At 55.9% G+C, this 25,665-nt stretch carries 26 protein-coding genes; 11 read left to right on the top strand and 15 right to left on the bottom strand.

Annotation, left to right across the window (positions count from 1 at the left end):
- Positions 1–163: 163 nt before the first annotated feature.
- A complete protein-coding gene (locus tag QMG27_RS07255) occupies positions 164–340 on the top strand; it encodes a hypothetical protein (protein WP_281810400.1) in 177 nt (58 codons plus the stop codon).
- A gap of 74 nt (positions 341–414) precedes the next feature.
- On the opposite strand, the gene QMG27_RS07250 is transcribed toward QMG27_RS07255, so the two are convergent.
- Genes QMG27_RS07250 through QMG27_RS07225 form a run of 6 tightly spaced genes read right to left on the bottom strand, consistent with a single transcriptional unit; the run spans position 415 to position 5,219 of the window.
- A complete protein-coding gene (locus QMG27_RS07250; protein ID WP_281810399.1) occupies positions 415–1,200 on the bottom strand; it encodes an MBL fold metallo-hydrolase in 786 nt (261 codons plus the stop codon).
- A gap of 23 nt (positions 1,201–1,223) precedes the next feature.
- Positions 1,224–2,321, bottom strand: a complete 1,098-nt coding sequence (bamC, locus tag QMG27_RS07245; protein WP_348773615.1) for an outer membrane protein assembly factor BamC — start codon at positions 2,319–2,321, stop codon at positions 1,224–1,226.
- 20 nt (positions 2,322–2,341) lie between these two features.
- On the bottom strand, positions 2,342–3,235 hold the full coding sequence (gene dapA / locus QMG27_RS07240; protein ID WP_281810398.1) for a 4-hydroxy-tetrahydrodipicolinate synthase: 894 nt from the start codon (positions 3,233–3,235) through the stop codon (positions 2,342–2,344).
- A gap of 55 nt (positions 3,236–3,290) precedes the next feature.
- Positions 3,291–3,848, bottom strand: coding sequence for a class I SAM-dependent methyltransferase (locus QMG27_RS07235; RefSeq protein ID WP_281810397.1), 558 nt, complete (start codon positions 3,846–3,848; stop codon positions 3,291–3,293).
- 1 nt (position 3,849) lies between these two features.
- On the bottom strand, positions 3,850–3,990 hold the full coding sequence (locus tag QMG27_RS07230) for a hypothetical protein (protein ID WP_281810396.1): 141 nt from the start codon (positions 3,988–3,990) through the stop codon (positions 3,850–3,852).
- A gap of 8 nt (positions 3,991–3,998) precedes the next feature.
- Positions 3,999–5,219 (bottom strand): MFS transporter, encoded by a 1,221-nt coding sequence (locus QMG27_RS07225; RefSeq protein ID WP_281810395.1) that lies wholly within the window; start codon positions 5,217–5,219, stop codon positions 3,999–4,001.
- 141 nt (positions 5,220–5,360) lie between these two features.
- Between QMG27_RS07225 and QMG27_RS07220 the strand changes: the two genes are divergently transcribed.
- Complete coding sequence (locus tag QMG27_RS07220) at positions 5,361–7,340, top strand: DNA topoisomerase IV subunit B (protein WP_281810394.1); 1,980 nt, start codon at positions 5,361–5,363, stop codon at positions 7,338–7,340.
- The gene (gene parC, locus QMG27_RS07215) at positions 7,337–9,679 is read left to right on the top strand and encodes a DNA topoisomerase IV subunit A (protein WP_281810393.1); all 2,343 of its coding nucleotides are present in this window, start codon (positions 7,337–7,339) and stop codon (positions 9,677–9,679) included. Before QMG27_RS07220 ends, parC begins: the two co-directional genes overlap by 4 nt.
- A gap of 104 nt (positions 9,680–9,783) precedes the next feature.
- On the opposite strand, the gene QMG27_RS07210 is transcribed toward parC, so the two are convergent.
- Positions 9,784–10,044: a hypothetical protein gene (locus QMG27_RS07210; protein WP_281810392.1), complete on the bottom strand. Its 261-nt coding sequence runs from the start codon at positions 10,042–10,044 to the stop codon at positions 9,784–9,786.
- Positions 10,045–10,126: 82 nt separating this feature from the next.
- Positions 10,127–10,540: a DUF393 domain-containing protein gene (locus QMG27_RS07205; RefSeq protein WP_281810391.1), complete on the bottom strand. Its 414-nt coding sequence runs from the start codon at positions 10,538–10,540 to the stop codon at positions 10,127–10,129.
- Positions 10,541–10,620: 80 nt separating this feature from the next.
- Here QMG27_RS07205 and QMG27_RS07200 point away from each other — a divergent pair, with 80 nt between their 5' ends.
- The 3 genes from QMG27_RS07200 to QMG27_RS07190 all read left to right on the top strand — a co-directional run bounded on the left by QMG27_RS07200 (position 10,621) and on the right by QMG27_RS07190 (position 12,788).
- Positions 10,621–11,946 (top strand): amidase, encoded by a 1,326-nt coding sequence (locus QMG27_RS07200; protein ID WP_281810390.1) that lies wholly within the window; start codon positions 10,621–10,623, stop codon positions 11,944–11,946.
- A gap of 36 nt (positions 11,947–11,982) precedes the next feature.
- The gene (locus QMG27_RS07195; protein WP_281810389.1) at positions 11,983–12,345 is read left to right on the top strand and encodes a hypothetical protein; all 363 of its coding nucleotides are present in this window, start codon (positions 11,983–11,985) and stop codon (positions 12,343–12,345) included.
- A gap of 74 nt (positions 12,346–12,419) precedes the next feature.
- Entirely contained in the window at positions 12,420–12,788 is a 369-nt protein-coding gene (locus tag QMG27_RS07190) for a hypothetical protein (protein ID WP_281810388.1), read from the top strand.
- Positions 12,789–12,853: 65 nt separating this feature from the next.
- On the opposite strand, the gene QMG27_RS07185 is transcribed toward QMG27_RS07190, so the two are convergent.
- Together QMG27_RS07185 and QMG27_RS07180 are read right to left on the bottom strand one after the other, a co-directional pair.
- On the bottom strand, positions 12,854–13,765 hold the full coding sequence (locus QMG27_RS07185) for a 3'-5' exonuclease (protein WP_281810387.1): 912 nt from the start codon (positions 13,763–13,765) through the stop codon (positions 12,854–12,856).
- Between the two features lie 9 nt (positions 13,766–13,774).
- Entirely contained in the window at positions 13,775–14,932 is a 1,158-nt protein-coding gene (locus QMG27_RS07180) for an MFS transporter (RefSeq protein ID WP_281810386.1), read from the bottom strand.
- Positions 14,933–15,085: 153 nt separating this feature from the next.
- Here QMG27_RS07180 and QMG27_RS07175 point away from each other — a divergent pair, with 153 nt between their 5' ends.
- The 3 genes from QMG27_RS07175 to QMG27_RS07165 all read left to right on the top strand — a co-directional run bounded on the left by QMG27_RS07175 (position 15,086) and on the right by QMG27_RS07165 (position 16,910).
- Positions 15,086–15,613, top strand: a complete 528-nt coding sequence (locus QMG27_RS07175) for a phospholipase D family protein (protein WP_281810385.1) — start codon at positions 15,086–15,088, stop codon at positions 15,611–15,613.
- 175 nt (positions 15,614–15,788) lie between these two features.
- A complete protein-coding gene (locus QMG27_RS07170; RefSeq protein WP_281810384.1) occupies positions 15,789–16,334 on the top strand; it encodes a phasin family protein in 546 nt (181 codons plus the stop codon).
- An 84-nt stretch (positions 16,335–16,418) separates the two neighbouring features.
- Complete coding sequence (locus QMG27_RS07165; protein ID WP_281810383.1) at positions 16,419–16,910, top strand: C40 family peptidase; 492 nt, start codon at positions 16,419–16,421, stop codon at positions 16,908–16,910.
- On the opposite strand, the gene QMG27_RS07160 is transcribed toward QMG27_RS07165, so the two are convergent.
- A complete protein-coding gene (locus tag QMG27_RS07160) occupies positions 16,911–17,993 on the bottom strand; it encodes a quinone-dependent dihydroorotate dehydrogenase (RefSeq protein WP_281810382.1) in 1,083 nt (360 codons plus the stop codon). It lies immediately after the preceding gene.
- Between the two features lie 44 nt (positions 17,994–18,037).
- On the opposite strand from QMG27_RS07160, the gene rpiA reads away from it, so the two are divergent.
- Together rpiA and QMG27_RS07150 are read left to right on the top strand one after the other, a co-directional pair.
- Positions 18,038–18,724 (top strand): ribose-5-phosphate isomerase RpiA, encoded by a 687-nt coding sequence (gene rpiA, locus QMG27_RS07155; RefSeq protein WP_281810381.1) that lies wholly within the window; start codon positions 18,038–18,040, stop codon positions 18,722–18,724.
- Positions 18,721–19,425, top strand: a complete 705-nt coding sequence (locus tag QMG27_RS07150) for an SDR family NAD(P)-dependent oxidoreductase (RefSeq protein WP_281810380.1) — start codon at positions 18,721–18,723, stop codon at positions 19,423–19,425. The genes rpiA and QMG27_RS07150 overlap by 4 nt, the downstream gene beginning before the upstream one ends.
- Positions 19,426–19,428: 3 nt before the next feature.
- On the opposite strand, the gene QMG27_RS07145 is transcribed toward QMG27_RS07150, so the two are convergent.
- From QMG27_RS07145 to QMG27_RS07130, 4 genes are all read right to left on the bottom strand, one after another.
- Positions 19,429–21,483 carry a M3 family metallopeptidase gene (locus QMG27_RS07145; protein WP_281810379.1) on the bottom strand — a complete coding sequence of 685 codons (2,055 nt, stop codon included), beginning with the start codon at positions 21,481–21,483 and terminating at the stop codon, positions 19,429–19,431.
- 16 nt (positions 21,484–21,499) lie between these two features.
- Positions 21,500–22,360, bottom strand: a complete 861-nt coding sequence (gene folD, locus QMG27_RS07140) for a bifunctional methylenetetrahydrofolate dehydrogenase/methenyltetrahydrofolate cyclohydrolase FolD (protein WP_281810378.1) — start codon at positions 22,358–22,360, stop codon at positions 21,500–21,502.
- 79 nt (positions 22,361–22,439) lie between these two features.
- Complete coding sequence (locus QMG27_RS07135) at positions 22,440–23,066, bottom strand: response regulator transcription factor (RefSeq protein ID WP_281810377.1); 627 nt, start codon at positions 23,064–23,066, stop codon at positions 22,440–22,442.
- Positions 23,067–23,080: 14 nt separating this feature from the next.
- Positions 23,081–25,588, bottom strand: a complete 2,508-nt coding sequence (locus QMG27_RS07130) for a PAS domain S-box protein (protein WP_281810376.1) — start codon at positions 25,586–25,588, stop codon at positions 23,081–23,083.
- Positions 25,589–25,665: the final 77 nt, after the last annotated feature.

The raw sequence follows: 25,665 nt of genomic DNA, 5'->3' as shown, positions 1-25,665 counted from the left end.
ATTTAGTGAGATTGACGCGTAACTGACATTGTTTTTGAACAATTATAGGATTTACCCTATAATTGAAGTCTGAGTTGGCGGGCTCGAGTCCATCTGCTCGGTTGTGGTGCAAACCACAGCAATTTCCGGAAATTGTTTTCATCCCCCTTTAAGGAATATCGAAATGAACAAGTCAATCCTGTTGGCATCTTTGTTGGCTGCTGCCGCTCTCGTCGCTTGCGGCAAAAAAGAAGCTCCTGCTGTTGAAGCCGCTCCTGCTGCAGCTTCTGCTCCAGTTGAAGCCGCTTCTGCTGCTGCTTCTGAAGCCGCTGCACCAGCTTCTGACGCTGCCAGCAAGTAATCAGTTTTCGAACTGACTGCAAAAGCCACCTGTGGGTGGCTTTTTTCATGGCTAATTCGGTATGCGGTTTTTTTTTAGACCTCAATCCAATGAGAGCCATCGATTGGGTCAGCGACATCAATGTCTTCTGGTGCGCACCCTAAAGCCTCGCTCAAGCTCAAACGTGCTAATGCAGGCGTATTGTTGCGTTCGCTCAAGTGTGCGGCTTGAACGTGCTTCAGCTTAGGGTGTTGAATACGAGCGAGCAATTCAGCCGCGGCCTGATTGGCTAGGTGTCCCCAAGGACCAGCGACGCGTTGCTTTAAAAAATTAGGGTACGCCGATGCTTCTAAAAGTGCTGGATCGTGGTTGGCCTCAAGCAAGAGTGCATGGCACCCTTGTAGAGCATCAACCACATGCGAGGAAGCATGACCCAAGTCGGTCACAACGCCTAAGTGACGATTCCCATCGTTACAGCGTAGTTGGAGCGGTTCCCTAGCGTCATGTGGCACCGTGAAGGGCATCGCCTGTAAGGCGCCTATTTCGATAGCACAACCATCTTTTGCATAGCGCACCATGTGCTCAAAGGGCTGCCACGTCTCGTTTGAAATGGTTAGCCATGTTCCTTGACTCATCCACAATGGTTTAGCGTATCGTTTTGTCAAACTACGCGCGCAGCCGATGTGATCTCCATGTTCATGGGTGATGAAGATGCCATCGATCTCTTCGACACAGGTGCCTGCTTCAATCAGGCGAACCTCAAGTTCGCGCAGCCGAAGGCCGCAGTCAATGAGTAAGCGAGTGGTGTGGACGCCACTTCGCGCTTCTACTAACGTGGCGTTGCCTGAGCTCCCGCTGCCAAGATTTTTAAAGCGCAGCACGCGCCAAACCCTCTTGAGAGCAGTTACTGCAAATCGTCAGAGAGTAATTTCAGGATCCGTTGCGCCACGGGGGTGTTTTCGGACTGACCCGAGGCATTCAAGACGCTCACCTCTGTATGGCTGTCAAGTTTGCGCACGTAAATGCGATATTTGACGGGGCCTGCCTCAGGGGTGCTGCTGAACATCTTGCTAAAGAAGCCTTTTTCCTCTTTCGCCGCGACATCGACATAGCGCACAAAATACAAGCCTTGAGCGCGATCTCGGTCTTCAACGGTGAAGCCTGTGCGGTCTAAGGCTAGGCCAACACGTCGCCATGCAACATCAAACGAATCGGGAATATTCAGCTGCGTCGCATCGCCTTTTGTCACCAAAGAGGTCTTGTTAGGCGATGCATTTGTTTGCGCAGTTGCAGTTTTAGCTTGTTCAGCAGACACGCCAAGCTTGATCATCAGACGGCTCAAGAACTCCGCTTCGAGTTCGGGGTCATTAGGGCGAGGCTGCCAAATTGTGCTGGTTTTTGAGTTGTCTTTGTATTCTTCGCTCATGCCACGGTGCGTGATGAAGATATCAGAGCCGCCGGAGTTGTTGCGTTCAATGCGGGTGCGAAATTTGTCACGTTCGCCAGATGAGTAGAGTCCATCCAAAACTTTGCCGAGCGTTCGACGCACAAAATCTTGCGGAATTTTTGCCCTGTTTTCTGCCCACTCGGTTTCTAGCAGTCCAAGTTGCTGCTGCTGAATGGTGTATTCAAAACCGTTTTCTTTCCAAAACTCTTGAACAATTGGCCAAACAACATCTGCTGATCGATTGACCACCAGCCAACGTTGTTTGCCATCGCGCTCAATGCGCACGTCGTTCACTTGCTTGGCTGCTGTAGCGGCAACAGTAGGCGCAGGACGATTGGCCATGCCACTCGCCGTCACGGCGCTACCCGGCACTGCATAGCGTGTGTCACGATTCAGTTGGGTGAGGTCCGGCGGAATGTCGAGAGGCACAACTTTGGTGCCACCTTGGGTTTTGTAGTTGACCTTGTCTCCATCCATGATGGAGCCGCAGCCGCTGAGCAACACCAAAGTGGTCAGCGCAACTGCTGTGCGATTTGAAGCAAAAGAATTTTTCACAGCCAAGGCCTTTTCAAAAATCAAATCAAACCAGCAGCGCGCAATGCGCCTTCCACCACAGGCTCGTTCGCCTTGGTGAGCTCGGTCATGGGCAAGCGCAGCGTTGGGCCAGCAAGGCCCATGCGGTGCATGGCCCACTTCACGGGAATGGGGTTGGCTTCCACAAACAAGTGTTTGTGAACAGGCATCAACTTAAATTGGATTTCCATGGCGCGTTTGACGTCACCCGCAATGGCAGCCATGCACAGCTCGTGCATCAAGCGTGGGGCCACGTTGGCGGTCACGCTGATGTTGCCTTGGCCGCCGCACAGCATCAATGCCACGGCAGTTGGATCGTCACCGGAGTACACGGCAAAGCCTTTGGGCACATCACGAATCAACCACTCGGCGCGTTCGATGTTGCCAGTGGCTTCTTTGATACCCACGATGCCGGGCACTTGGGCCAAACGCAGCACGGTGTCGTGTGCCATATCGGCCACTGAGCGGCCGGGCACGTTGTACAAAATCACGGGCAAGTCCACCGCTTCGGCGATGGCTTTGAAGTGCAGGTATTGGCCTTCTTGCGTGGGCTTGTTGTAGTAGGGCACGACTTGCAGCTGGCAATGTGCGCCCACCTTTTTGGCGTACTTGGCCAGCTCGATCGCTTCAGCGGTCGAGTTCGCGCCGCATCCAGCCATGATGGGCACATGACGCTCGGTGTGTTTGGCAGCCTGTTCTACAGACACGCGGATGATTTCGCAGTGCTCTTCCACATTCACTGTGGGGGACTCGCCGGTGGTGCCCACGACGCCAATGCAGTCGGTGCCTTCGGCGATGTGCCAGTCAATCAATTTGCGCAGGGTGGGGTAGTCGACGCTGCCGTCTGTGTGCATGGGGGTGGTCAAAGCCACGATGCTGCCGGTAATGGGTGTCATGTCCGCGAGTTCGGTCAAGGAAAAACGTTCATTCTAGCGATTGCAAACGCTGTTTTTAGTTGGAAAGTGGGTAACGCACGGGTGTTTCTGTGTCTTGCGTTTCCCGTACGGCGACGATGCGTTGCACAAAGCGATCGGGTTGGGGAATGAAGACCTCTTGAAAGGCCACCACCCGAAGGTCCCTGCACACATTCAGCAATTCACCCTGATGCAGCAAAAAATCAGGGCGAGAGGGTTTGCCTACCGATGCATTGCCATTAGAAAAGGTTTCATAGATGAGTACACCGCTAGGCGCAAGGCTCGCCAAAATGTGTGGCCAAAGTGGTCGCCACAGGTAGTTGGTCACCACCACGCAACCAAACGTGCGCCCTGGCAAAGGCCAAGGTCCGTTTTCGATGTCCGCACAGATGGTTTCACCCAAGGAGCTGACGGCGGCTATGGCTTCAGGGTTGCGATCAACGCCTGTGACAGGATGGTCCAAGGCCGCAAAATGTCGCATATGACGGCCGTGGCCGCAGGCGATATCCAGCACGCTGCAACCCGCTGGCAGCAGGTGGGTCCATCGTGCGACCCAATTCGACGTGGGTTCTTGCCCGTGAAGCACCGTACTCATCTTAGAAACATCCCCATACCTGATTCGCCAAAGTCAGCAAAAACTCGGGCTGCAAATACATCGACATCACCGCCACCAGCGCAGCGAAGCAGGCCAAGCCAATCAAGGCTTGGCGAATCCATGTGCGTGAGATGAGCATCATTTGAAAATTCAGGCCATCGCAGCGGCAGGTGCACGCTCGATGGCAGTTTCTTTCACGGGCAAATTTACCAAGGCAGCAAACACACCGAGTGCGATGGAGATGTACCAAACAATGTCGTAGCTGCCGGTTTTGTCATACAAGTAGCCACCCAGCCACACTCCCATGAAGCTGCCAATTTGGTGACTGAAGAACACAAAGCCGCCCAACATGGACAAATGCGCCACGCCAAAAATCTGCGCCACCACCGCGTTGGTGGGCGGCACAGTGGAGAGCCAGAGCAAACCCATGACCGAAGAAAAGATGTACACGCTCATGGGCGTGAGGGGGGCCAGTAAAAAGAGCACGATCGCGACTGAACGCGAAAAATAGATAAAGGCCAAAATTTTGCGCTTGGCCAAACGCTGGCCCAAGCTGCCAGAGATGTAGGTGCCAAATACGTTGCAAAGACCAATCAGCGCCAAGGCAATGCTGGCCACCTCGGGCGACAAACCTTGGTCTTTCAGGTAGCTGGGCATGTGCACACCGATGAACACCACTTGAAAGCCACACACAAAGTAGCCAGCCATCAGCAGCTGAAAGCTGCGGTAGTTAAACGCTTCACGCAGTGCATGCATGATGGACTGCTCACGGTGCGGCGTAGCGCCGCCTGCAAAGCCTGGCTCGCGCAAACCATAAGCCAAGGGGATGACCAACAGTGCGGCCATGGCTAGCCATGCCAGCGCCTCTTGCCAACCAAATGTGCTGATCAGGTAGCCCTCGGTCGGCACCATCAAAAACTGACCAAACGAACCCGCTGCCGCAGCCACGCCCATGGCCCATGAGCGTTTCGCAGCGCTCACGTTGCGGCCAATCACGCCGTAGATCACGGCATAGGTGGTGCCAGCTTGCGCAATGCCAATCAAGACACCGGCTGTGGCCGTGAAGAGCGCGGGCGTTGACGAATAAGCCATGCCCAACAAGCCCAGGGCATAAAAGACGGCGCATGTGACGATGACGCGAAACGCACCAAAGCGATCTGCCAACATGCCAGAGAAAATGCCCGCAAAACCCCAGGTCAGGTTTTGAATGGCAATCGCCATCGCGAAGTTTTCACGGGTCCAGTCTTGGGCTTGGGTGATGGGTTGCAACCACAGACCAAATCCGTGGCGCACGCCCATGGACAAGGTGACGATGGCGGCCCCGCAGGCCAGTACTTGCCACATGGGCAGGGTTTTGTGTGGGTGGGTCATGCATTGACTTTAACCAATGTGCTGGCAAAGCGCTGTCACGGGGGCTTTCACGTTGGCGCTTTCAATGGGGCGAATTCACGAAAACTGTCGGTCTGTTGTTTTATACAGTATCAAATTTGAAACTGTCTACAATGCCGCCCCATGGCAACAAAGCAACCCACTACACCGCCCCAGTACTCGGAAGGCTCGATTCGCGTCCTCAAAGGACTCGAACCCGTCAAGCAGCGTCCGGGCATGTACACCCGCACCGACAACCCCTTGCACATCATCCAAGAGGTGTTGGACAACGCCGCCGACGAGGCCCTCGCTGGACACGGCAAGAAGATTTCCGTCACGCTGCACAGCGATGGCTCGGTCAGCATCGAAGACGACGGCCGTGGCATTCCGTTTGGCATGCACCCCGAAGAAAAAGCGCCCGTCATTGAGCTGGTGTTCACCCGCTTGCATGCGGGTGGCAAGTTCGACAAAGGCTCAGGCGGTGCGTACAGCTTCTCCGGCGGTTTGCACGGCGTGGGCGTGAGCGTGACCAACGCGCTGGCCAAACGCATGGAAGCCACCAGCCACCGCGAAGGCCAAGTGGCCCGCTTGGTGTTTGCTGGCGGCGACGTGGTGGAAAAACTCAGCACCCGCAAGCAAGAAAGCGGCGACCGCAAGCAAGGAACCACTGTGCGCGTGTGGCCCGATGCCAAATACTTTGAATCCTCAGCCTTGCCCATGGGCGAGCTGGTGCACTTGCTGCGCAGCAAAGCGGTACTGATGCCTGGCGTGAGCGTGACGCTCATCAATGAAAAAAACAAAGAAACCCAAAACTGGCTCTACAAAGGCGGCCTGCGCGACTACTTGATGCAAACGCTCAACGGCGACCCCGTGATTCCTTTGTTCGAGGGCGAGGGCTATGCCGACAAAAACCACGACAGCTTTGCCGAAGGCGAGGGCGCTGCGTGGGCGGTGGCCTTTACCGAAGACGGCCAACCTGTGCGCGAGAGCTATGTCAACTTGATTCCTACCAGCGCGGGCGGCACGCACGACAGCGGCTTGCGTGATGGTTTGTTCAATGCAGTCAAGAGTTTTATTGAGCTGCATGCCTTGCTGCCTAAGGGCGTCAAACTTTTGCCCGAAGACGTGTTTGCCCGTGCCAGCTATGTGCTGAGCGCCAAGGTGCTCGACCCGCAATTCCAAGGCCAAATCAAAGAGCGCCTCAACTCACGCGATGCCGTGCGTTTGGTGTCCAGCTATGTGCGACCCACCATGGAGCTGTGGCTGAACCAGCACGTGGACTACGGCAAAAAACTGGCTGAGCTCGCCATCAAGGCCGCACAAACACGTCAACGCGCTGGCCAAAAAGTTGAAAAGCGCAAAGGCTCAGGCGTGGCCGTGTTGCCTGGCAAGTTGACAGACTGCGAAAGCCGCGACATCAGCCACAACGAAGTGTTTTTGGTTGAGGGCGACTCTGCAGGCGGAAGCGCCAAGATGGGCCGCGACAAAGAAAGCCAAGCCATCCTGCCGCTGCGCGGCAAGGTGCTCAACACCTGGGAAGTCGAGCGCGACCGCCTGTTTGCCAACAACGAAATTCACGACATCTCGGTGGCCATTGGCGTAGACCCACACGGGCCTAACGACTCGCCTGATTTGAGTGGCTTGCGCTACGGCAAGATTTGCATCTTGTCAGATGCGGACGTGGACGGCTCGCACATCCAAGTGTTGTTGCTCACGCTGTTCTTCCGTCACTTCCCCAAGCTCATTGAAGCGGGGCATGTGTTTGTGGCGCGCCCCCCGCTGTTCCGTGTGGACGCACCAGCCCGTGGCAAAAAGCCAGCCACCAAGGTGTATGCCTTGGACGAGGGCGAGCTCACAGCCATCCTCGACAAGCTGCGCAAAGACGGCGTGGCCGAGGGCAAGTGGAGCATCAGCCGCTTCAAAGGTTTGGGCGAGATGAGCGCTGAACAACTGTGGGACACCACCTTGAACCCCGACACCCGCCGCCTCATGCCCGTGCAACTCGGCATGTTGGACTTTGCCGCCACCGAAGGCTTGATCACCCAACTCATGGGCAAAGGCGAAGCCGCCGCACGCCGCGAGCTGATGGAACTGCATGGCGATTCGATTGAGATTGATGTATGACCGATTTGTTAACCCCCGAACTGCCTGCCGCCGATAACGACGGCGACATCGCGCTGGGCCACTACGCCCAACGCGCCTACCTTGAGTACGCGCTCAGCGTGGTCAAAGGCCGCGCCTTGCCCGATGTGTGCGATGGCCAAAAGCCCGTGCAGCGCCGCATTTTGTATTCCATGTCCCGCATGGGCTTGGGCTTTAACGGCAACTCAGGCGCCAAGCCCGTCAAGTGCGCCCGCGTGGTGGGTGACGTGCTGGGCCGCTACCACCCGCACGGCGACAGCGCGGCGTACGAAGCCCTCGTGCGCATGGCGCAAGACTTCGCGCAACGTTACCCCCTGATCGACGGCCAAGGCAACTTTGGTTCGCGCGACGGCGATGGCGCTGCGGCCATGCGATACACCGAAGCCCGACTGGCCAAAATCACTTCTCTGCTGTTGGACGAGATTGACGAAGGTACGGTCGACTTCCAGCCCAACTACGACGGCTCCACCGAGGAGCCCAAGCAGTTGCCCGCCCGTTTGCCATTTGCTTTGCTCAATGGCGCCAGCGGTATTGCGGTGGGTATGGCCACTGAAATTCCGAGCCATAACCTGCGCGAAGTGGCCGATGCGTGCGTCGCCCTCATCAAGAGCCCGAAGCTGAGCGACGACGAGCTGATGCAAATCTTGCCCGGCCCCGACTATCCCGGTGGCGGCCAAATCATCAGCAGCGCGTCTGACATTGCCGATGCGTACCGCACAGGCCGTGGCTCGCTCAAAGTGCGTGCACGTTGGGTCATTGAAGACTTGGCGCGTGGTCAGTGGCAATTGGTGGTGAACGAGCTGCCACCTGGCGTAAGCAGCCAACGCGTGTTGGAAGAAATTGAAGAACTCACCAACCCTAAGGTCAAGACGGGTAAGAAGGCGCTGAGCGCTGAGCAAACCCAACTCAAGGCCACCGTGTTGGCAGTGTTGGATGTGGTGCGCGATGAGTCGAGCAAAGACGCGCCGGTGCGCTTGGTGTTCGAGCCCAAGACCAGCCGCATTGAGCAGCAAGAACTCATCACCACTTTGCTGGCGCATACCAGCTTAGAAACCTCGTCGTCCATTAACCTCACCATGGTGGGCATTGACGGTCGCCCCGTACCCAAGTCGTTGCGCGACATGTTGAACGAATGGATCGAGTTCCGCTCTGCCACCATCCTGCGTCGCTCGCAGCACCGCTTGAACAAAGTGTTGGACCGCATCCATATCTTGGAAGGTCGCCAGTTGGTGTTGCTCAACATCGACGAGGTGATTGCCATCATCCGCAACAGCGACGAGCCTAAGCTGGCGCTGATCGAGCGATTCAAACTCAGCGAGCGTCAAGCCGAAGACATCTTAGAAATTCGCCTGCGTCAGCTGGCACGTTTGGAAGCCATCAAGATTGAGCAAGAGTTGAAAGACTTGCGCGACGAACAAGCTAAGTTGGAAGACATCGTGGGCAACCCATCGGCGCTGCGCCGATTGATGGTGAAGGAAATCGAAGCCGACGCTAAGACTTTTGCCGATCCACGCCGCACGCTCATTCAAGAAGAGAAAAAAGCGGTGGCCGAAGTCAAGGTCATCGACGAGCCTGTGACCGTGGTGGTCTCTGAGAAAGGCTGGGTGCGCGCGCGTACGGGCCACGGCCACGAAGCCAGCGCATTTGCCTTCAAGTCGGGCGACGGCTTGTACGGCACGTTTGAGTGCCGCACGGTGGACACCTTCATCGCGTTTGGCTCCAATGGCCGGATCTACTCTGTGCCTGTGTCTGCTTTGCCCGGCGCGCGTGGCGATGGCCAGCCCGTAACCACTTTGATTGATTTGGAATCGGGCACTCAATTGCTGCACTATGTCGCTGGCCCTGCAGGCGCCACGTACTTGCTTAGCAGCACGGGTGGCTACGGCTTCATGGCCAACATCGAGCACATGATCTCGCGCAACAAAGGCGGCAAAGCCTTTGTGTCCTTAGGCGACGGCGAAACCGTGTGTCGCCCATCGCCTGTGAGCGGTGGCTCTGGCTCTCAACCGTTCGTTGCTGCCACACATGTGGCGTGCGCTTCAGCAGGTGGCCGCGTGTTGACCTTTGAGTTGTCTGAACTCAAGGCGATGGAAAAGGGCGGTCGCGGCTTGATGCTGATTGACCTAGAAGCCAAAGACACCTTGGCGGGCGCGGCTGCGTATACACGCAGCGTGCGCATTGAAGGCATTGGCCGTGGCGGCAAAGTGCGCGAAGAAACGCTAGAAATTCGCAGCTTGAATAATGCTAAAGCGGCACGCGCCAAGAAGGGCAAAGTGGCTGACTTGGGCTTTAAGCCCAATGCGGTGGTGCGGGTGGAGTAACTTGCAGCTAGCCAAATAGAAACGGCCCTTGCTTGCAAGGGCCTTTTTCTTTGGTGCAATAAAAAAGCGGCTCAACGAGCCGCTTTTTTATGAGGTATCAAGAATTAAGCCTTGGCTTTTTCTTTGGTCGCTGCAGGGGCGGCTGCGTCGGCGTCTTTTTTGGGCGGGCTGCAGTCAAAGCACACAAACATGGATGAACCCAAGATGCGCTTGAAGGAGCCATTGTTGCGGGGTTTGTGGATGCCGCATTTGATGCAGCTCATGGTGTCGCCAGTGCGGCCAAGGCCTTCGAAGGGTGAACCGCCTTTTTTCGACTTGTAGCGCAAACCATCGTTGGAGATTTCTGTTTTTTCTGGGCGTGACATTCGTTGTAGTTCTCGAGGCAAAGATGATATTTTCGCAAATTTATCAACCGTTCTGGCAAGCGGGGCAGAAAAACCTCAAAAATCAACGCAAAAAACGCTTGGAAAAGCGCAAAACACCCGCCCCAATGCGCCTAGAGATGGTTTGGCGGTGTTTGGCGAACAGCACATAAGCAGGTTGCAACACGGGCATGAGCCAGCGGCGTGACAACAACCATGCCAGCACAGGTAGTCGGGCCAGTTTGTAGGCGGCTGCAAATACAGGTACGCCCACCAGCACTTGACCGTCGGCTGTTCGGCCATGTATCTGCGCCATCGCAGCTTCGCACGAGATGTTGTGACCAGCCGCTGCAAAGCCAGCTTGGGTGATGTCGACAAAAGCCAGTTGGCCAGTCGAATTTCGGCTTTGCAAAAACTCCACTTCAGCCACGCACAACGGGCATTGGCCATCGTAGTAGAGCGTGAGTTCAGGGGCGGGGGTGTCTATTGCATCGGACATAGGTATAGGCTAGCACGCACGAACAAAGCAGTGCGTGAGGTAGGGGCATGAACACAAGCGCATCAGGCAGAATCCAGCGCATGACCCAAGCTTGTTTTGATACATCGAGTTCTGCTGCGCAGCGTGTGGCGCATGCGTTGGAAGTTGCGGCCCAACCGTCAGCACAACATGTCTTCACCCAGCTCTACGCCGATAGTGCACAGGCCACCGCACAGCAATGCGATGCTCAGGTGACAGACGGCCGTCACCTAGGGGCTTTACACGGCGTGTGTGTCACCCTCAAGGACAACATTGACGTGGCGGGCGAAACCACTCTGGCTGGTGGCGTGGTGTGTGCAGGTGAAGCCCCCGCGTTGCGTGACGCACCTGTGGTGCAGCGTTTGCGCGATGCTGGTGCGCTGCTGCTGGGTAAAACCAATATGAGCGAGTTTGCTTTCTCGGGCGTGGGCATCAACCCACACCATGGCACGCCTGTTAACCCTGCTGATCCCTCACATGCGCGCGTGCCCGGTGGTTCGTCATCGGGCGCCGCAGTGTCGGTAGCTTTGGGGATGGCAGATGCTGGCATTGGTACAGACACGGGCGGATCGATTCGCATTCCTGCTGCGCTGTGCGGTTTGGTGGGTTACAAAAGCACACAAGTGCGTATTCCGTGCACGGGGGTGATGGAGCTGTCGCGCACGCTGGACACGGTGGGTAGCATCACCCGGTCGGTGAGTGCTTGTCTCGCGGTGGATTCGGTGTTGTCGCAACAACCATTGCCCACCGATGCCACTGACTTGCGCGGTCTGCGATTTGCTGTGCCACAAACCTTGATGATGGATGATGTGGACGCTACCGTGGCACAAGCCTTTGCACGAACTTTGCGCCGCATCAGCGATGCGGGAGCGATGGTGGTGGAGATCCCGTTCAAAGCATTGGGCGACATTGCCGCGCTGAGCATGCCGGGTGGTTTTTCGCCAATCGAGGGCTACGCGGCGCATCACGCACGTCTAGAGCGCGGGGGGCATCAGATCGATCCCCGAGTGGTCGCCCGCATGATGTTGGGTAAAGGCATCACTGCACAAGACTACCTAGAGTTGCACAACCGCCGTCATGCTTGGATAGCCGCGGCCCAACAAACGCTGCACGGCTTTGATGCGATGTTGTGTCCCACAGTGCCCATCGTTGCGCCGCTCACGCAGCCACTTCTCACAGACGACGAGGCTTTTTTCAAAGTCAACCGCTTGTTGCTGCGAAACCCTTCGACCATCAATTACATGGACGGCTGCGCGTGGAGTTTGCCTTGCCATGAGGCAGGCGAATTGCCGGTGGGCTTGATGGTGTCGGGCTTGGCTGGGCAAGATGCGCAGCTAGCCGGGGTGGCCTTGGCTTTAGAAAACTTAATGAATGGTTTACATACCTAGACCACAATCGGCATATTGAAAGAAAGCGAGCAAGCTATGACTAAATTTCGCACTCTGGCTTTGAGTTTGTTGTTGGCAGCTACCGCTGGTACCGCCATGGCCCACGGCCCACATGGCGGGTATCGCGGAGGTTATTACCGTGGCGACTACTTCTGGGGCCCTGCGTTGATGGGTGGAGCCATTGTGGGGACATCCATTTATTTGTCGCGACCTGTGCAGCCTTCGACTGTGATCGTCACCACGCCGCCAGCTGTGGTTGTGACCAGTCCCCAGCCGACCCAATGGGTGAATGGTCAACCCGTGGCTCAGCCGGTCGAGGCCTACTATTGCCGCGAGACAGGGCAATACTTTCCCGTGGTGCAAACCTGTGTCAGTCCTTGGCTGGTGGTGATGCGCTGAGGTTTTTGTCAAGCTGTCATCCGTTTGTTCGCACCGCGCGTTGTAGAAACACTTCTTAACCGAGTGAGTTCTTTATGAAACGCGCCTCAGTCCTCTTTGCTTGTTTGTTGTCCACCGTGTTGGCGCTGCCAGCGCAGGCGCATGGCTACGGCCATGGTAGTGGCTATGGCGGCCATTACGGCGCTGTGCATGGTGGCTACCGTGTCGACCATGGCTATCGAGGTGATTGGGGCCGAAATTGGGTTGGTCCTGTGCTTGGTGCTGCCATTGTCGGGAGTGCCATATACGCAGCCAGCACACCGAGCTATGTGATGCCGCAGCAAGTGGTGGTGCAGCAGCAATACGCCCCTCCGAGTCGTGTGGCGTATTTTTGTCCCACCTCGCAACAGTTCTACCCGAACGTTCCAACTTGCCAAGTGCCTTGGCAACCTACCAACTACTGAAACAAAAAGCCGGGCTAGCCCGGCTTTTTGTTGGTGGTTGGCATGCTTAAAAGCGTGATTGAAGCTTATAGCGTCACCACTTCTTTGTGGCCCACGCGGTTCGAGTAGCGCACTTTGCCACCCGACGTCTCGAGTTCTACGCGTGCACTACGACCTCCATACACATGATGCTTGAGCCATTCCAGCTCTTGTTTCATTTCAGCATCGCCCGCCAGCACACGGCTCCAGCAGCGCAGGTCGGCAGACCATCGGTAGTTGCGGGCTTTGAGTTTGTCTTTGGTTTCAAACGGGGAGTTGATGGCATACACCTTCTGCTGCGGCTGGTTCAACGTGAGCAAGACAGCTAGCAGAGCAGTTTGTTGGCTTTGTGGCAACACCAAGTTGAGTAACTCCAACAAAGCCCAACAATCAGCTTCGGCACGGTGGGCTTCATAGAAATAGCCTTGGGTGGTGAGCAAATATTCCAGTTTGGCAGAGCCAAAACCCTCTTCGCGCCAGTCGATGTCTTTGATACTGCAAGCCCAGTTGAGTTGTTCAAACAAAGGCCAGCGGGCTTCGACGAAGGGGCGGTCGAATTGGGCGTTGTGGGCAATCACCACGTCCACATTTTTTAAAAACTCAGCCACGCGTGAGTCGTCAATGCGCAAGCCCTTCACCATGTCATCGGTGATGTGGTGCACGGCCGTGGTGGCAGGTGGGATTGGAAAGCCTGGATCTTCCAACTCGTCCAACACATCGGTGACGCGATAGACCACGCCTGACACGGGATCAAACTCAAAGGCCAGCATGCCCAACTCAATCACGCGGTCGTTGGCAACATCAAAGCCGGTGGTTTCGGTGTCTAGCACGATGCCTTTGCTGAGTTTCTGACCAGGGGCTGGCGTATTGAACACACGACCCGGTACGAGTCGGCGAAGCACGCGGTAGTCTGGATGTTGTTCAAGTTGTTGGGCGAGTTGTTCGAGGTCTTGAGTCATAGTGCAATGTTAAGCGTGGTCAGCTTGTGTGGCGTTGCGCTTGGCAATGACCTGTGCAAAAAACACACCGAGCAGTATCACCCCCATGGCGACTGCTCCCAATACATGGGCAGAGCTGAAGTGGTTCATCAAGGTCGCGAACAGCAAAACGCCCAAAGATTGGCCTAAGAACAAAAAACCGGCAAATAAGGTCACGCCCGTACCGCGCGCCGTGGGCACCATTTGTGTGGCCTTGGCCTGCATGGTGTTGTGAAACATGGCAAATCCAAATCCCGCCATAAAACACGAGGGCAAGGCCAGTTGCCACCATGGACAAAATGCGACGACCCCAAAAGCAATGCCAAAGTACAGGCCTCCAAACTTGGCCAAACCCACTTCACCAAAGCGTCGGATTGCCGATTTTGCGGCGGCCATATAAGCCATGCCACCCAAACCAAACAGTGCCGTTGTGCCGCCTGCCAGTGTGAGTGAGATGTGATGGGTGTGGTGCAAGTGCGAGGCAGTCACGGCCAATAAGCCAAAGATCATGGCACCTTCCAGCATCGCGATGGTCAGTAGCGTGCGAGCCCAAGCATCGTGTGCCACTTCTTGAAGTTGTTTGAAAAACCCCGACCGAGCATGCCCGTGAGGGGGGATCTGCTCTAAGTGTGGGAGTTGTTGCCACAGCAAAAAACTCACGCTGGCAAATGTCAGGGCCATCAAGCCAAATGCCCAGCGCCAACCCAAAGTGTCGGTGAGCAAGCCGCCGAATAACTGCCCTGCGGTGATGCCGAGCATGGTGCCCAAACCTACACGGGCCAGCGTCTCTTGACGTTGCTCGTAATTCACCACGTCACCCACCCAAGCCAGCGATAGCGGAATGATGGCGGCTGCGGCCAAAGCTGATCCCATACGCGCAGCCACCAAGAACGCTAGATTCATACTCAGCGCCGAGAGCAAAGCGCCCACGCTGCACATCATGGCGGCGAGCATCACCACTCGGTATTTGCCAAATCGATCACCCACAGGTCCATAGAACAGTTGCATCAAGCCGTAGGTGATGGCAAACATCGAAATGACTTGCGATACCTCGCTGATGGAAGCCTGAAATACCTGTGATAACTCAGGCAGCATGGGGTCGCAGATGCGTTGCAAGGCCATGCTAGAGAAGGTGGCCAGTGATAACAAAAAAATCGCCCGTCGTGTGCTGGGCGAGAGGGCGTGGGAAGTGGGTGTGATTTTTTTCAAAACGAGTGTGACTTTACCGCCCGCGATCCATCTGCGCTGTCGCGTGTAAGTCAAAGTCTAGAAATTCGTAGTTGGCAGTTTAGGATTGCGACTATGAGATTTTTTGTGTATTTGTCAGCTTTTGCTTTGAGCTGGTTGACGTTCCATGCTCACGCCCAGTCAGATCATTTAGACATGGATGTGGAGGTGTTGGGTGTGTATTTCACACCGCCTGCCAATGCGGCGGTGGCCATTGTCAAAGCCATTGATGCGAGCGAGCGTGAGGTGTTGGTGCAAGCCTATGGGTTCACGCACAACGGCATTGCCCAAGCTTTGGTACGAGCCCATGAGCGGGGTGTGAGGGTACGGGTCTTGTTGGATCAGAAAAGCCAAAGCTCGAACCGCTATGTCATAGGTGTTTTGAGCGATGCGCAGATAGAGCTGCGCCAAGATGGCAAACATGCTATTGCGCACAACAAGGTCATGGTCATCGACCAAGCGATTGTCATCACGGGGAGCTTTAATTTCACCAACTCGGCAGCTAGCCGTAATGCTGAGAATTTCCTCGTGCTGAAATCTGAAGACTTGGCTGAGCAATACCGCTTGCAATGGAAAAACCACTGGGCGCACAGCGTGGAATGAGGCTTTGGGAAGGATTTAGTCTGTCAGCTCTAAAAGCGCACCCAGTGGGGGCGAAAGGCTTGTCAAAGGCCAACTTGTCTCTAAAATACCTCTTATGCTGCACTGCAACATAACTTAAGCCACTTGGGCAGGTTCGGAGCAGTTTGAACATCCTTTTAAATTTTGGAGATATGAAATGACTTTGACACCTGAACAAGTAATCGCTGCGAACAAAGCCAACTTGGAAACTTTGGTTGGTTTGACCAACAAAGCATTCTCTGGCGTTGAGCAACTCATCGAGTTGAACTTGGCTGCTGCTAAAACCACATTGGCTGACTCTCAAAAACAAGCCAATGCTGTGTTGACAGTGAAAGACGCGCAAGAGTTGTTGGCTTTGCAAGCCAGCTTGTTCCAGCCTTTGGCCGAAAAGGCTGTGGCCTACAACCGTCATTTGGTCGAGATCGCCAACGGTACTGGCTCACACTTCCAAGGTCACTTGGAATCTAAAGTGGCAGAAGCTCAAAAAGCTTTCCACGACATGGTGGACAACGCTGCCAAGAATGCACCTGCTGGTTCTGAAGCTGCTGTGGCCGCATTCAAAACCGCTGTTGCCGCCGGCAACAACGCGTTGGAATCTGTGCAAAAAGCTGTTAAGCAAGCCACCGATGTTGCTGAAGCCAACTACAAAAACTTGACTGAAACTGCTTTGAAGACAGCCAAGCCTGCTGCGAAAAAGCGTTAATTTTTAAGGTTCTCCAAGACCTTCGAAATGCGGCTCCTTCGGGGGCCGTTTTTCTTGGTAGTGTGAACGCCTTGCAGTAAAGTCATGCGTATGAACAAACGCTTGTTTCTCAGTGCTTGTCTCACGCCCTTGCTAGTTGCGTGTTCGTCGCTGTCGCGCAAGTCGTCCTCCACGTCGCAGAGCTATCCCAATAACCCAGCCAAGCGCCAAGACATCGTCATGCAAGCCATGGCCATGCTTGATCGTGGCTACACCTACGGCGGCAAAAAACTCCACACCGGTTTTGACTGCTCAGGCTTGGTGACGTTTGTCTACAGAGAGTCGGCAGGCATTGCCTTGAAAGGTAGTGCCGCGCAAATGGCTGAGGCCACGCGCGCCATCGAAGTGTCTCAAGCTCATCCAGGTGACTTGGTGTTTTTCAACACACTTGGACCATCGTTCTCACATGTGGGCATCTACATTGGCGACGGGAAATTTGTGCATGCAGCCAACGAGCGCACAGGTGTGAAAACCGAGCGCTTGAACAATGCCTATTGGTCCAAGCGATTTGAGGGTTATCGCACCGTGTTTGCGTGATCAAGTGCGATTGCGAATCGCTTGAGCCGCTTCTTTGACCAGTGCAGGGCCTTTGTAAATCAAGCCGGTGTAAATCTGCACTACGTTCGCGCCCGCTTCAATTTTCGACACCGCATCTGCGCCGCTGAGCACGCCGCCCACGCCAATAATGGGAAAGTTCGGTCCCATCGCTGCACGCAGCTGGCGAATGACCGCATTGCTTTTCTCAAGCACTGGCGCACCTGATAGGCCACCTGTTTCTTCGGCATGCGCCAAACCTTGCACCGCATCGCGGGCAATGGTGGTGTTGGTGGCAATCACGCCCCACAAGCTGTTGGCCAGCGTTGTGTCGGGCGTGACGCAGTGGCGCTTCAAGGTGGCCGCAATCACGGCCACTTGGGCTTCGTCTAAGTCGGGCGCGATTTTGATGAACACCGGCACTTGCTTGCCGTGTTGTTGCGCGAGTTCGTTGCGGCGCTGGGCCACGGAAGCAATCAAGGCATCCAGTGCTTCGTCGCTTTGCAGTTCGCGCAGGTTTTTGGTGTTGGGGCTGGAGATGTTGACCGTCACATAGTCGGCATGCGGGTACACGCCGTTCAAGCAGATCAGGTAGTCATCTACCGCGTTCTCGATGGGCGTGACGGCGTTTTTGCCAATGTTCAGGCCGAGCAGCATGGGCGTGTCACCGCCCTTGTGGCGGAACTGCGCTTGCTGCACATTGGCCAAAAACGCATCTAGGCCTTCGTTGTTAAAGCCCAAACGGTTGATGAGCGCGTTGGCCTCGGACAAACGGAACATGCGTGGTTTGGGGTTACCCGGCTGGCCCTTGGGCGTGACCGTGCCCACTTCAACAAAGCCAAAACCCATGGCGGCCAAACCGTCGATGCAATGCGCGTTTTTGTCCAAGCCTGCGGCCAACCCTACGCGGTTGGGGAACTTCAAGCCAGCCAGTTGAATGGGGTCTTGCACACGCTCTTGGCAGTAGGCCCAAGACAGCGGCGTGTTTTGCGTGAGGGCCAACATGGCCAGCGTGTGTTCGTGGGCAGTTTCGGCGTCCATGGCAAACAAGAACGGACGGGCGAGCGAGTAGGGCAGTAACGACATGGATAATCTCAGACTTTGAAAACTTCTTTGCTGGATTTTCGCCGATGAGCACTCCCACTTTCACCCAAGATGAATTGAAAACTTTGGTCGGCCAAGCCGCGCTGCAATACGTGGTGCCTGGCGAGGTGGTGGGCGTGGGCACGGGCTCCACGGTCAACAAATTCATTGACGCACTGGCCAGCATGAAAGACCAAATCAAGGGCGCGGTGTCCAGCTCAGTGGCTTCCACCGAACGCTTGCAAGCCTTGGGCATCCCAGTGTTTGACGCGACAGAGGTGCAAAGCCTGTCGGTCTATATCGACGGTGCAGACGAAATCGATCACCAAGGCCACATGGTCAAAGGCGGCGGCGCGGCGTTGACCCGCGAAAAAATTGTGGCCGCATTGTCCAAAAAATTTGTGTGCATCGCCGATGAAAGCAAGTTGGTCGATACGCTCGGCGCGTTTCCGTTGCCTGTAGAAGTTATCCCGATGTCGAGTGCGCAAATCATTCGCCAATTCGCGGCGATGAGCGGTGCGGGCAAAGTGCGCATGAAAGACGGTCAACCTTTGGTCACTGACAACGGCCAACACATCGTCGATGTGACGGGTCTCAAAATCACCGACCCCGTGGCATTTGAAGCCACCGTCAGCCAATGGCCGGGCGTGGTGACGGTTGGCGTGTTTGCGTATCAAAAAGCGCAGGTGTGTTTGCTGGGCACCTCTGCCGGTGTGAAAACGCTAGAGTTTTGAAAAGCCTAGGCCCGTCATACTGCGCATTGGTGTTGGGCGCATCGGGTGCGCTGGGGCGAGCGTTTGTTGACGCTTTGCAAACCGATGCGGCTTGCTCGCATGTGGTGGGTCTGTCGCGTAGCTCGCAGCCTGCATTTCGCTTAGAGGACGAGGTCAGCATCGCGGCTGCGGCGGCTGAACTCGCTTCGACGTCTCAAGGTCCGTTTCACCTCATCATCGATGCCACTGGTGCACTCACGATCGACGGGCATGGGCCAGAAAAACACATGGGCGCGCTCAATGTTGCGCAACTGGCCCGTGCGTTTGAAGTCAACACCATTGGGCCTGCGTTGTTGCTCAAACACTTTGTGCCTTTGCTGGTCACCGATGAGCGCAGCATCTACGCCAAGCTATCGGCACGTGTAGGCAGCATCAGCGACAACGGCAAAGGTGGCTGGTATGGCTATCGTGCAGCCAAAGCGGCAATGAACATGGTGTTGCAAACCGCAGCCATTGAGGCTGCACGCAAACGCCCACAACTTGTGGTGGCCGCCATGCAGCCGGGCACAGTGGCATCCAATTTGTCAGCGCCGTTTGTGAACGCGCAAGACTGCCTCACGCCCGCGCAATCGGTGGCGGGTTTACTCAGTGCTTTGGATAGTTTGCCAGCGAAAGCAGCTGCGCACTTTGTGGACTACAAAGGCGCACCGATTCCTTGGTGATGCTCAATGCGCGGCGCTCATACCTTGGTGGCGGAGCAAAGCATCCAGCTGAGGTTCGCGGCCACGGAAGGCTTTGAACGACTCCATCGCTGGGCGGCTACCGCCTACTTCTAGGATGGTTTCTCGGTACCGGCGGCCGGTGTCGATGCTGGGTGTGCCATCGGCAGCGGCGGTTTCTTCAAAGGCGGCATAGGCATCGGCGCTCAGTACCTCGGCCCATTTGTAGCTGTAGTAGCCCGCCGCATAGCCGCCCGCAAAGATGTGGCTGAAGGTGTGTAGCGTGCGTCCCCAAGTTGGGGCTTGAAGCACGGCGACTTCGGCGCGCACATCGCGCAGCACTTGCATGAAGTCTTGGGCTTTTTCGCCCTCGGTGTGCAAGCGCATGTCCACGAGCGAGAACTCGATTTGACGCAGCGTTTGCAAGCCGCTTTGGAAGTTTTTGGCGGCCAGCATTTTGTCGAACAGCTCGCGGGGCAACGGTTCGCCCGTATCCACATGTGCCGTCATATGGCGCAGAACGCTCCACTCCCAACAGAAGTTTTCCATGAACTGGCTGGGCAGCTCGACCGCATCCCACTCCACGCCGCTGATGCCAGAAACATCACGCTCGTTCACTTGCGTGAGCATGTGGTGCAAGCCGTGGCCGCATTCGTGGAAGAGGGTGATGACATCGTCATGCGTCAAGAGCGGGGGCTTGCCGTTCACGCCTTCAGCGAAGTTGCATACCAAGTGCGCCACAGGCGTTTGCAATGCACCTGTGTCGGGGCGTAACCAGCGTGCGCGCACATCGTCCATCCACGCGCCACCACGTTTGCCTGCGCGTGCGCCTGGGTCGAGGTAGAACTGGCCTACCAGTTGGCCCGCACGTTCGATGCGATAGAACTCAACAGCAGGGTGCCAAGCCGGCGCGGAGTCACGGCGAATGCTCACCTCAAACAAGGTTTCCACAATCTTGAATAAACCTGCCAACACCTTAGGCGCAGTGAAGTATGGTTTGACTTCTTGCTCACTGAAGGCGTAGCGCGCTTCTTTGAGCTTCTCGCCGATGTACGGCCAGTCCCACGGTTGTGGGTCTTGCAGGTTCAGGTGCTCAGCTGCGAAGGCGCGCATTTCGGTCACGTCTTGCTCGGCGTAGGGGCGGGCGCGTTTGGCGAGGTCGCGCAAGAAGGCCATCACCTCGGCGGGCGACTGCGCCATCTTGGCGGCCAGCGACACCTCGGCGTAGTTGGCGTAACCGAGCAGCTCGGCTTCTTCTTGGCGCAGAGCCAAAATTTCTTGGATGTACTTCGTGTTGTCTTGCTCAGGCTTGTCGGCTTGCACGGCTTCAGATTGGTCTGACGCCCGCGTGGCATAAGCGCGGTAGAGCTTCTCGCGGAGTGACGAGCTGTGCGCAAACTGCATGATGGGCAGGTAGCACGGCATTTTCAAATTCAGCTTGTGGCCAGCCACGCCATCCTTCTTAGCCGCTGCGCGTGTGGTTTGCAACACGTCGTCTGGCACACCGGCCAACTCTTCGGCGGCGACGATGGCTGACCATTGATCGGTCGCGTCGAGCACGTTCTCGCTGAACTTTTGGCTCAGCTCTGCTTGGCGTTCTTGAATGGCTGCAAAGCGCTCTTTGGCTGAGCCTGTGAGCTCTGCACCTGACAACACAAAGTTGCGCATGGCCAAACTGTGGGCATGCTTTTGCTCTGCGTTGAGGCTGTTCACATCCATGGTCTTGTACTTGGCGTACAAGCGCTCATCTGCGCCCAAACGGGTCCAAAACTCTGTCACACGGGGCAGGGCCTCTGCATAAGCGGCGCGCAGCTCAGGTGTGTCTGCCACGCTGTGCAAGTGGCTGATGGCGCCCCATGCGCGGCTCAAACGTTCGGTGGCCACATCCAGCACCGAAGCCATGCGGCTCCACTCGGCAGGAAAGTCGACGGCCGTCACTTGCTCGAGAGCAGCATCTGCGGCAGGCAACAGTTCGTCCAAAGCAGGCGCGATGTGTGCGGGTTCGATGCTGTCGAACAACGGGAGGTCAACGAAGTTGAGCAGTGGATTGGCGTGTGACATAAATCGATCTAAAAATTTAGTGCTTCTCAGATAAGGCCCGTTGCGCTGATTCCAAGGTGTTGACCAAGAGCATTGTGATGGTCATGGGGCCAACCCCACCCGGCACAGGGGTGATGTAGCCCGCCACTTCTTTCACGCCGTCAAAGTCCACATCACCGCAAAGCTTGCCTTCATCGTTGCGGTTCATGCCCACATCCAGCACAACCGCGCCGGGTTTGACCATGTCGGCTGTCAACACATTGCGTTTGCCCACGGCGGCTACGACGACGTCGGCTTGCAGGGTGAGCGCTTTCAAATCTTGGGTGCGCGAGTGCGCCACGGTCACGGTGGCGTCTTTTTGCAAGAGCATCAATGCCATCGGCTTGCCCACGATGTTGCTGCGGCCAATCACCACGGCATGTTTGCCTTTGAGGTCATAGCCAATGCTCTCGAGCATCTTCATGCAGCCATACGGTGTGCAAGGCCAAAAACCAGACATGCCGGTCATCAACGCACCGGCGCTGGCAATGTGAAAACCGTCCACGTCTTTGGCGGGGCTGATGGCTTCAATCACTTTTTGCGCATCGATGTGCGCAGGCAAGGGCAGTTGCACCAAGATGCCGTGAATGCTGTCGTCGTGGTTGAGTGCGTCCACACGAGCGAGCAACTCGGCCTCGGTCATGGTGGCTTCGTATTTTTCAAGCACCGAATGCAGACCCGCGTCTTCGCACGCCTTGACCTTGTTGCGCACATACACCTGGCTGGCTTGGTTGTCGCCCACCAAGACTACGGCCAAGCCGGGGGTGAGTCCCTTGGCTTTGAGGACCGCCGTGTCGGCAGCGACTTGGGCGCGCAGTTGTTTGGAGAGGGCGTTGCCGTCAATGAGTTGTGCAGTCATGTTTGTATGCAATTTTCAAAAGTTGAATTGAAAACGCCCGTGATGTACGGGCGTTTTATGAGGGTCGAACCGCAGGGTTTTAAGCTTTTGCCGCGTTTTGTCCGAGGGCTGTTTTAAGCAAGTCGGCGACCGTATTGGCGTTGAGCTTTTCCATGATGTTGGCTCGGTGCGCTTCTACAGTTTTGATGCTGATACCCAAGTCGTCTGCAATTTGTTTATTCAAGCGACCTGCCACGATGCGTTCAAGCACTTGGGACTCACGCGTGGTGAGTTTGGACATCAATGCGTCGCGGCTAGCAGCCTGCTGGTATTCGGCAAACGAGGTGTTGGCTTGCGCCAGCATGCGTTCGACCAAATTGACCAAGGCAGTTTCGTCAAAAGGCTTTTGGATGAAATCCATGGCGCCTTTTTTCATGGTGTCCACGGCCATGGGCACATCGCCGTGACCAGTGATGAACACGATAGGCAGTGGCGACTTGCGTTCGACCAAACGGTCTTGCAATTCGAGGCCGGTCATGCCACCCATGCGGATGTCCACGATCAAGCACGCTACTTCACGTGGGTCGTATCTGCTGAGGAAGGTTTCAGCAGAATCGAAACAGCGAACGCGGTAGTCCTTGCCTTCGAGCAACCATTGCAAGGAATCACGGACGGCCTCGTCGTCGTCTACCACGTAGACCGTACCTTTTTTGGGAATCAAACTCATCAAAGAACTCCAACCTATCGGACCGGTAGCCAAAAGGAAAACCGGCAACCCGTTATTTCCTCAGCATTGTAGAGGTTCTCGGCCTTCATCCGGCCTTGGTGCGACTCGACGATGGATCGGCACAAATTCAGGCCAATGCCCATGCCCTCGGATTTTGTCGAAAAGAACGCTTCAAACAAATGCTCCATCACCTCTGGGGGGAGGCCTCGACCGGTGTCGGTGACTGAAAATTCGATCACAGGTTGACCTTCTTCGCTGCGCGGTAATACCTTTAGCTCTACATCGCGGCGCGTGAGTGGGCGTTGGGCGAGGTCAATCGATTCGGCCGCGTTGCGCATCAAATTCACCAAGACTTGTTCAATCAAGATGGGGTCAACGTTAATGGAAGGCAAGCGTGCCGCTACCACCTGGGTGAGTCTGACCTGTCGCCGGCGCATTTCGATACCCGCCAATTCCACGGCTTCCGCCACCATCAGGGAGACATCGGAGGCGGTTCGATTCGGTTCGCTGCGTTTCACAAAGCTGCGAATGCGATGAATGATTTGTCCTGCGCGCTGCGCTTGGTGTGCGGTTTTCTCCAAGGCCTTGAGCAACTCTTCTTCGTTCAAGTTGTTGGATTTGATGCGCGACATCATGCCGCTGCAATAGTTGTTGATGGCCGTGAGGGGTTGGTTCAACTCATGCGCCACGCTGGACGCCATTTCACCCATGGTGATGAGTCGGCTAGCCGATTGCGCACGCTCGGCTTGCACTTGTGCCTGCTCTTCGGCGTTGCGTCGTGGGGTGATGTCTGAGGCAATCACCATTTGGGCCAAGCGCCCATCCACCCAGTTGAGGTAACGCGAGCGCACCTCTAGCCATTTGCCTAGTTCAGGTACAAAAATTTCTGCGTTTTCTGCTTTGGTCTCGGTGATGCCTTCGGTGGGCAGTCCCATCAGCCCATCGTCTTGGTCAATTCCGTCGTCGTCCGCGGCTTCTGAAGTGCTGACGTTGCGTGGCTGGCCTGCCTGTGTGACCAAGCTTAAGTGACCCTGCGTTGTGTTGGCGAACCATTGGCGATAGAGCTTGTTGGCAAACAACAATTCTTTGCTGCCCAAGGGGGCCACTGACACAGATGCATCCAAGCCCTCTAACACCGTGGTGAACCGGTCATGTGCGGCTGAAAGTTGTTCGCGCACACGGTTGGGCTCGGTGATGTCGGTCATCGACGTCATCCAGCCGGTTTGTTGCCCGCGTGCATCAACCAAGGGAGAAACATACAAGCGCGCATCAAACACTTCGCCGTTTTTACGCTTGACGCGCACTTGAAAACCGCTGCTGGTGGTTTCGCCTTGCAGTTCTTGGTTGAGCTTTTGCTCTAAGGTTTCGCGGTCTTCATCTGGCCAGTAGGGGAAGGGGGGCACTCGACCTACCAATTCTTCTTCGGTCCAGCCCGTCATTTGGCAAAACGCGGCATTCACATAGGTGATGCGGCCTTTGAGGTCCATGGCGCGCATGCCGGTGAGGATGGAGTTTTCCATCGCGCGGCGAAAGTTGGTTTCGGCCACCAAGGCTTGTTGTGCTTGCACTCGGCGGCGGGTGTGTCGCCAGGTGCCAATCAACATCCATGCGGTCATGGCGCTGAGCACAGCCACCAACCAAAACACGCCGTTGCCAATCAAACCCTGTGAGGTGCGGTAGGCCTGTGCGTGGAGTGAGAGTGCATAGCCCACGGGTGTGATGGGCACTTCATATTCGTTGGTTTGAAACAACCACGGCAGGACCTCGGTCACTTTGGGACGTGCTTTGTTGGCTTGTCCTGCCAACACGGTGTTGTTCACATCGCGTAGCGATACAGCGTAGCGGCTGGCAATTTCGTTGGGTACTGCAAAGCGCAACATGCCATCTAAGGTGTACTCAGCCAGCAAGACGCCTTCAAATTTGCCATGGTTCAAGATGGGGACGTGCAACTGCAAGTGCGTGTATGGCGCTGTACTTGTTCGTTTCTCAAGAATGGGTTGTGAGTAAACAGGTTGCTGCAAATCACGGGCAAGCTGAAGAGTGGTGAGCGTTTCGTGATGGGCAACCAGTGCCCCCGTTACAAAACTCATGGTTGAGTTGTTGCTTGCACTGGCGTAACTGGCGTGCACGCGTTGACGCGCATCGACCCACGTCAAGCTTGCCAATTCAGGACTTTGATTTAACAGACTTTGTGCGTCGGTTGCGAAGGCTCTGCTATCGGTTTCCCTGTTGGCAATGTCACGCGCCATGCGCATGATTTGCTCTTGTTTATCTAGCAAGCGCAAACGCAAACGTTGTTGGGCGTACTCCACATCGCGGCGGACCACCTCTTGCTCTCTCATGATTTCCTCATAGCGCAGGTACCAAAACGCGGTGGTGATAGCGGCCATGAACAGCACCACGGCAGCCAGTGGCGCCATGAATGCAAAGCGGTCTTGACGATTGGGGGTTTGTTTGCGCCACCAGGTGCGCCAATGGCCTATCAGTGCTTGAAGAAACGGGAGGGTCGATGTTTTTTGCATGTCCTCTGAGTTTATGCGCGAGGGTAAACGCGGACACTGAGTAATTATTGAATTTCATAATAAGAAATCAATGTCCG

Source organism: Limnohabitans sp. MORI2, from assembly GCF_027925025.1.
Taxonomy (GTDB): domain Bacteria; phylum Pseudomonadota; class Gammaproteobacteria; order Burkholderiales; family Burkholderiaceae_C; genus Limnohabitans.
The sequence above is the reverse complement of the archived record's forward strand: the minus strand, read 5'-3'. Positions and strand labels throughout refer to the sequence as shown.

What these genes read in the sequence shown, in the direction of transcription:
- QMG27_RS07160 (WP_281810382.1), bottom strand. Translation starts at nt 17,993, where the DNA reads ATGTCGTTACTGCCCTACTCGCTCGCCCGTCCGTTCTTGTTTGCCATG.
- QMG27_RS07170 (WP_281810384.1), top strand. Translation starts at nt 15,789, where the DNA reads ATGACTTTGACACCTGAACAAGTAATCGCTGCGAACAAAGCCAACTTG.
- dapA (WP_281810398.1), bottom strand. Translation starts at nt 3,235, where the DNA reads ATGACACCCATTACCGGCAGCATCGTGGCTTTGACCACCCCCATGCAC.
- QMG27_RS07135 (WP_281810377.1), bottom strand. Translation starts at nt 23,066, where the DNA reads ATGAGTTTGATTCCCAAAAAAGGTACGGTCTACGTGGTAGACGACGAC.
- QMG27_RS07195 (WP_281810389.1), top strand. Translation starts at nt 11,983, where the DNA reads ATGACTAAATTTCGCACTCTGGCTTTGAGTTTGTTGTTGGCAGCTACC.
- QMG27_RS07200 (WP_281810390.1), top strand. Translation starts at nt 10,621, where the DNA reads ATGACCCAAGCTTGTTTTGATACATCGAGTTCTGCTGCGCAGCGTGTG.
- rpiA (WP_281810381.1), top strand. Translation starts at nt 18,038, where the DNA reads ATGAGCACTCCCACTTTCACCCAAGATGAATTGAAAACTTTGGTCGGC.
- QMG27_RS07255 (WP_281810400.1), top strand. Translation starts at nt 164, where the DNA reads ATGAACAAGTCAATCCTGTTGGCATCTTTGTTGGCTGCTGCCGCTCTC.
- QMG27_RS07205 (WP_281810391.1), bottom strand. Translation starts at nt 10,540, where the DNA reads ATGTCCGATGCAATAGACACCCCCGCCCCTGAACTCACGCTCTACTAC.
- QMG27_RS07185 (WP_281810387.1), bottom strand. Translation starts at nt 13,765, where the DNA reads ATGACTCAAGACCTCGAACAACTCGCCCAACAACTTGAACAACATCCA.
- parC (WP_281810393.1), top strand. Translation starts at nt 7,337, where the DNA reads ATGACCGATTTGTTAACCCCCGAACTGCCTGCCGCCGATAACGACGGC.
- folD (WP_281810378.1), bottom strand. Translation starts at nt 22,360, where the DNA reads ATGACTGCACAACTCATTGACGGCAACGCCCTCTCCAAACAACTGCGC.
- QMG27_RS07225 (WP_281810395.1), bottom strand. Translation starts at nt 5,219, where the DNA reads ATGACCCACCCACACAAAACCCTGCCCATGTGGCAAGTACTGGCCTGC.
- QMG27_RS07230 (WP_281810396.1), bottom strand. Translation starts at nt 3,990, where the DNA reads ATGATGCTCATCTCACGCACATGGATTCGCCAAGCCTTGATTGGCTTG.
- QMG27_RS07130 (WP_281810376.1), bottom strand. Translation starts at nt 25,588, where the DNA reads ATGCAAAAAACATCGACCCTCCCGTTTCTTCAAGCACTGATAGGCCAT.
- QMG27_RS07165 (WP_281810383.1), top strand. Translation starts at nt 16,419, where the DNA reads ATGCGTATGAACAAACGCTTGTTTCTCAGTGCTTGTCTCACGCCCTTG.
- QMG27_RS07220 (WP_281810394.1), top strand. Translation starts at nt 5,361, where the DNA reads ATGGCAACAAAGCAACCCACTACACCGCCCCAGTACTCGGAAGGCTCG.
- QMG27_RS07175 (WP_281810385.1), top strand. Translation starts at nt 15,086, where the DNA reads ATGAGATTTTTTGTGTATTTGTCAGCTTTTGCTTTGAGCTGGTTGACG.
- QMG27_RS07235 (WP_281810397.1), bottom strand. Translation starts at nt 3,848, where the DNA reads ATGAGTACGGTGCTTCACGGGCAAGAACCCACGTCGAATTGGGTCGCA.
- QMG27_RS07210 (WP_281810392.1), bottom strand. Translation starts at nt 10,044, where the DNA reads ATGTCACGCCCAGAAAAAACAGAAATCTCCAACGATGGTTTGCGCTAC.
- QMG27_RS07190 (WP_281810388.1), top strand. Translation starts at nt 12,420, where the DNA reads ATGAAACGCGCCTCAGTCCTCTTTGCTTGTTTGTTGTCCACCGTGTTG.
- QMG27_RS07145 (WP_281810379.1), bottom strand. Translation starts at nt 21,483, where the DNA reads ATGTCACACGCCAATCCACTGCTCAACTTCGTTGACCTCCCGTTGTTC.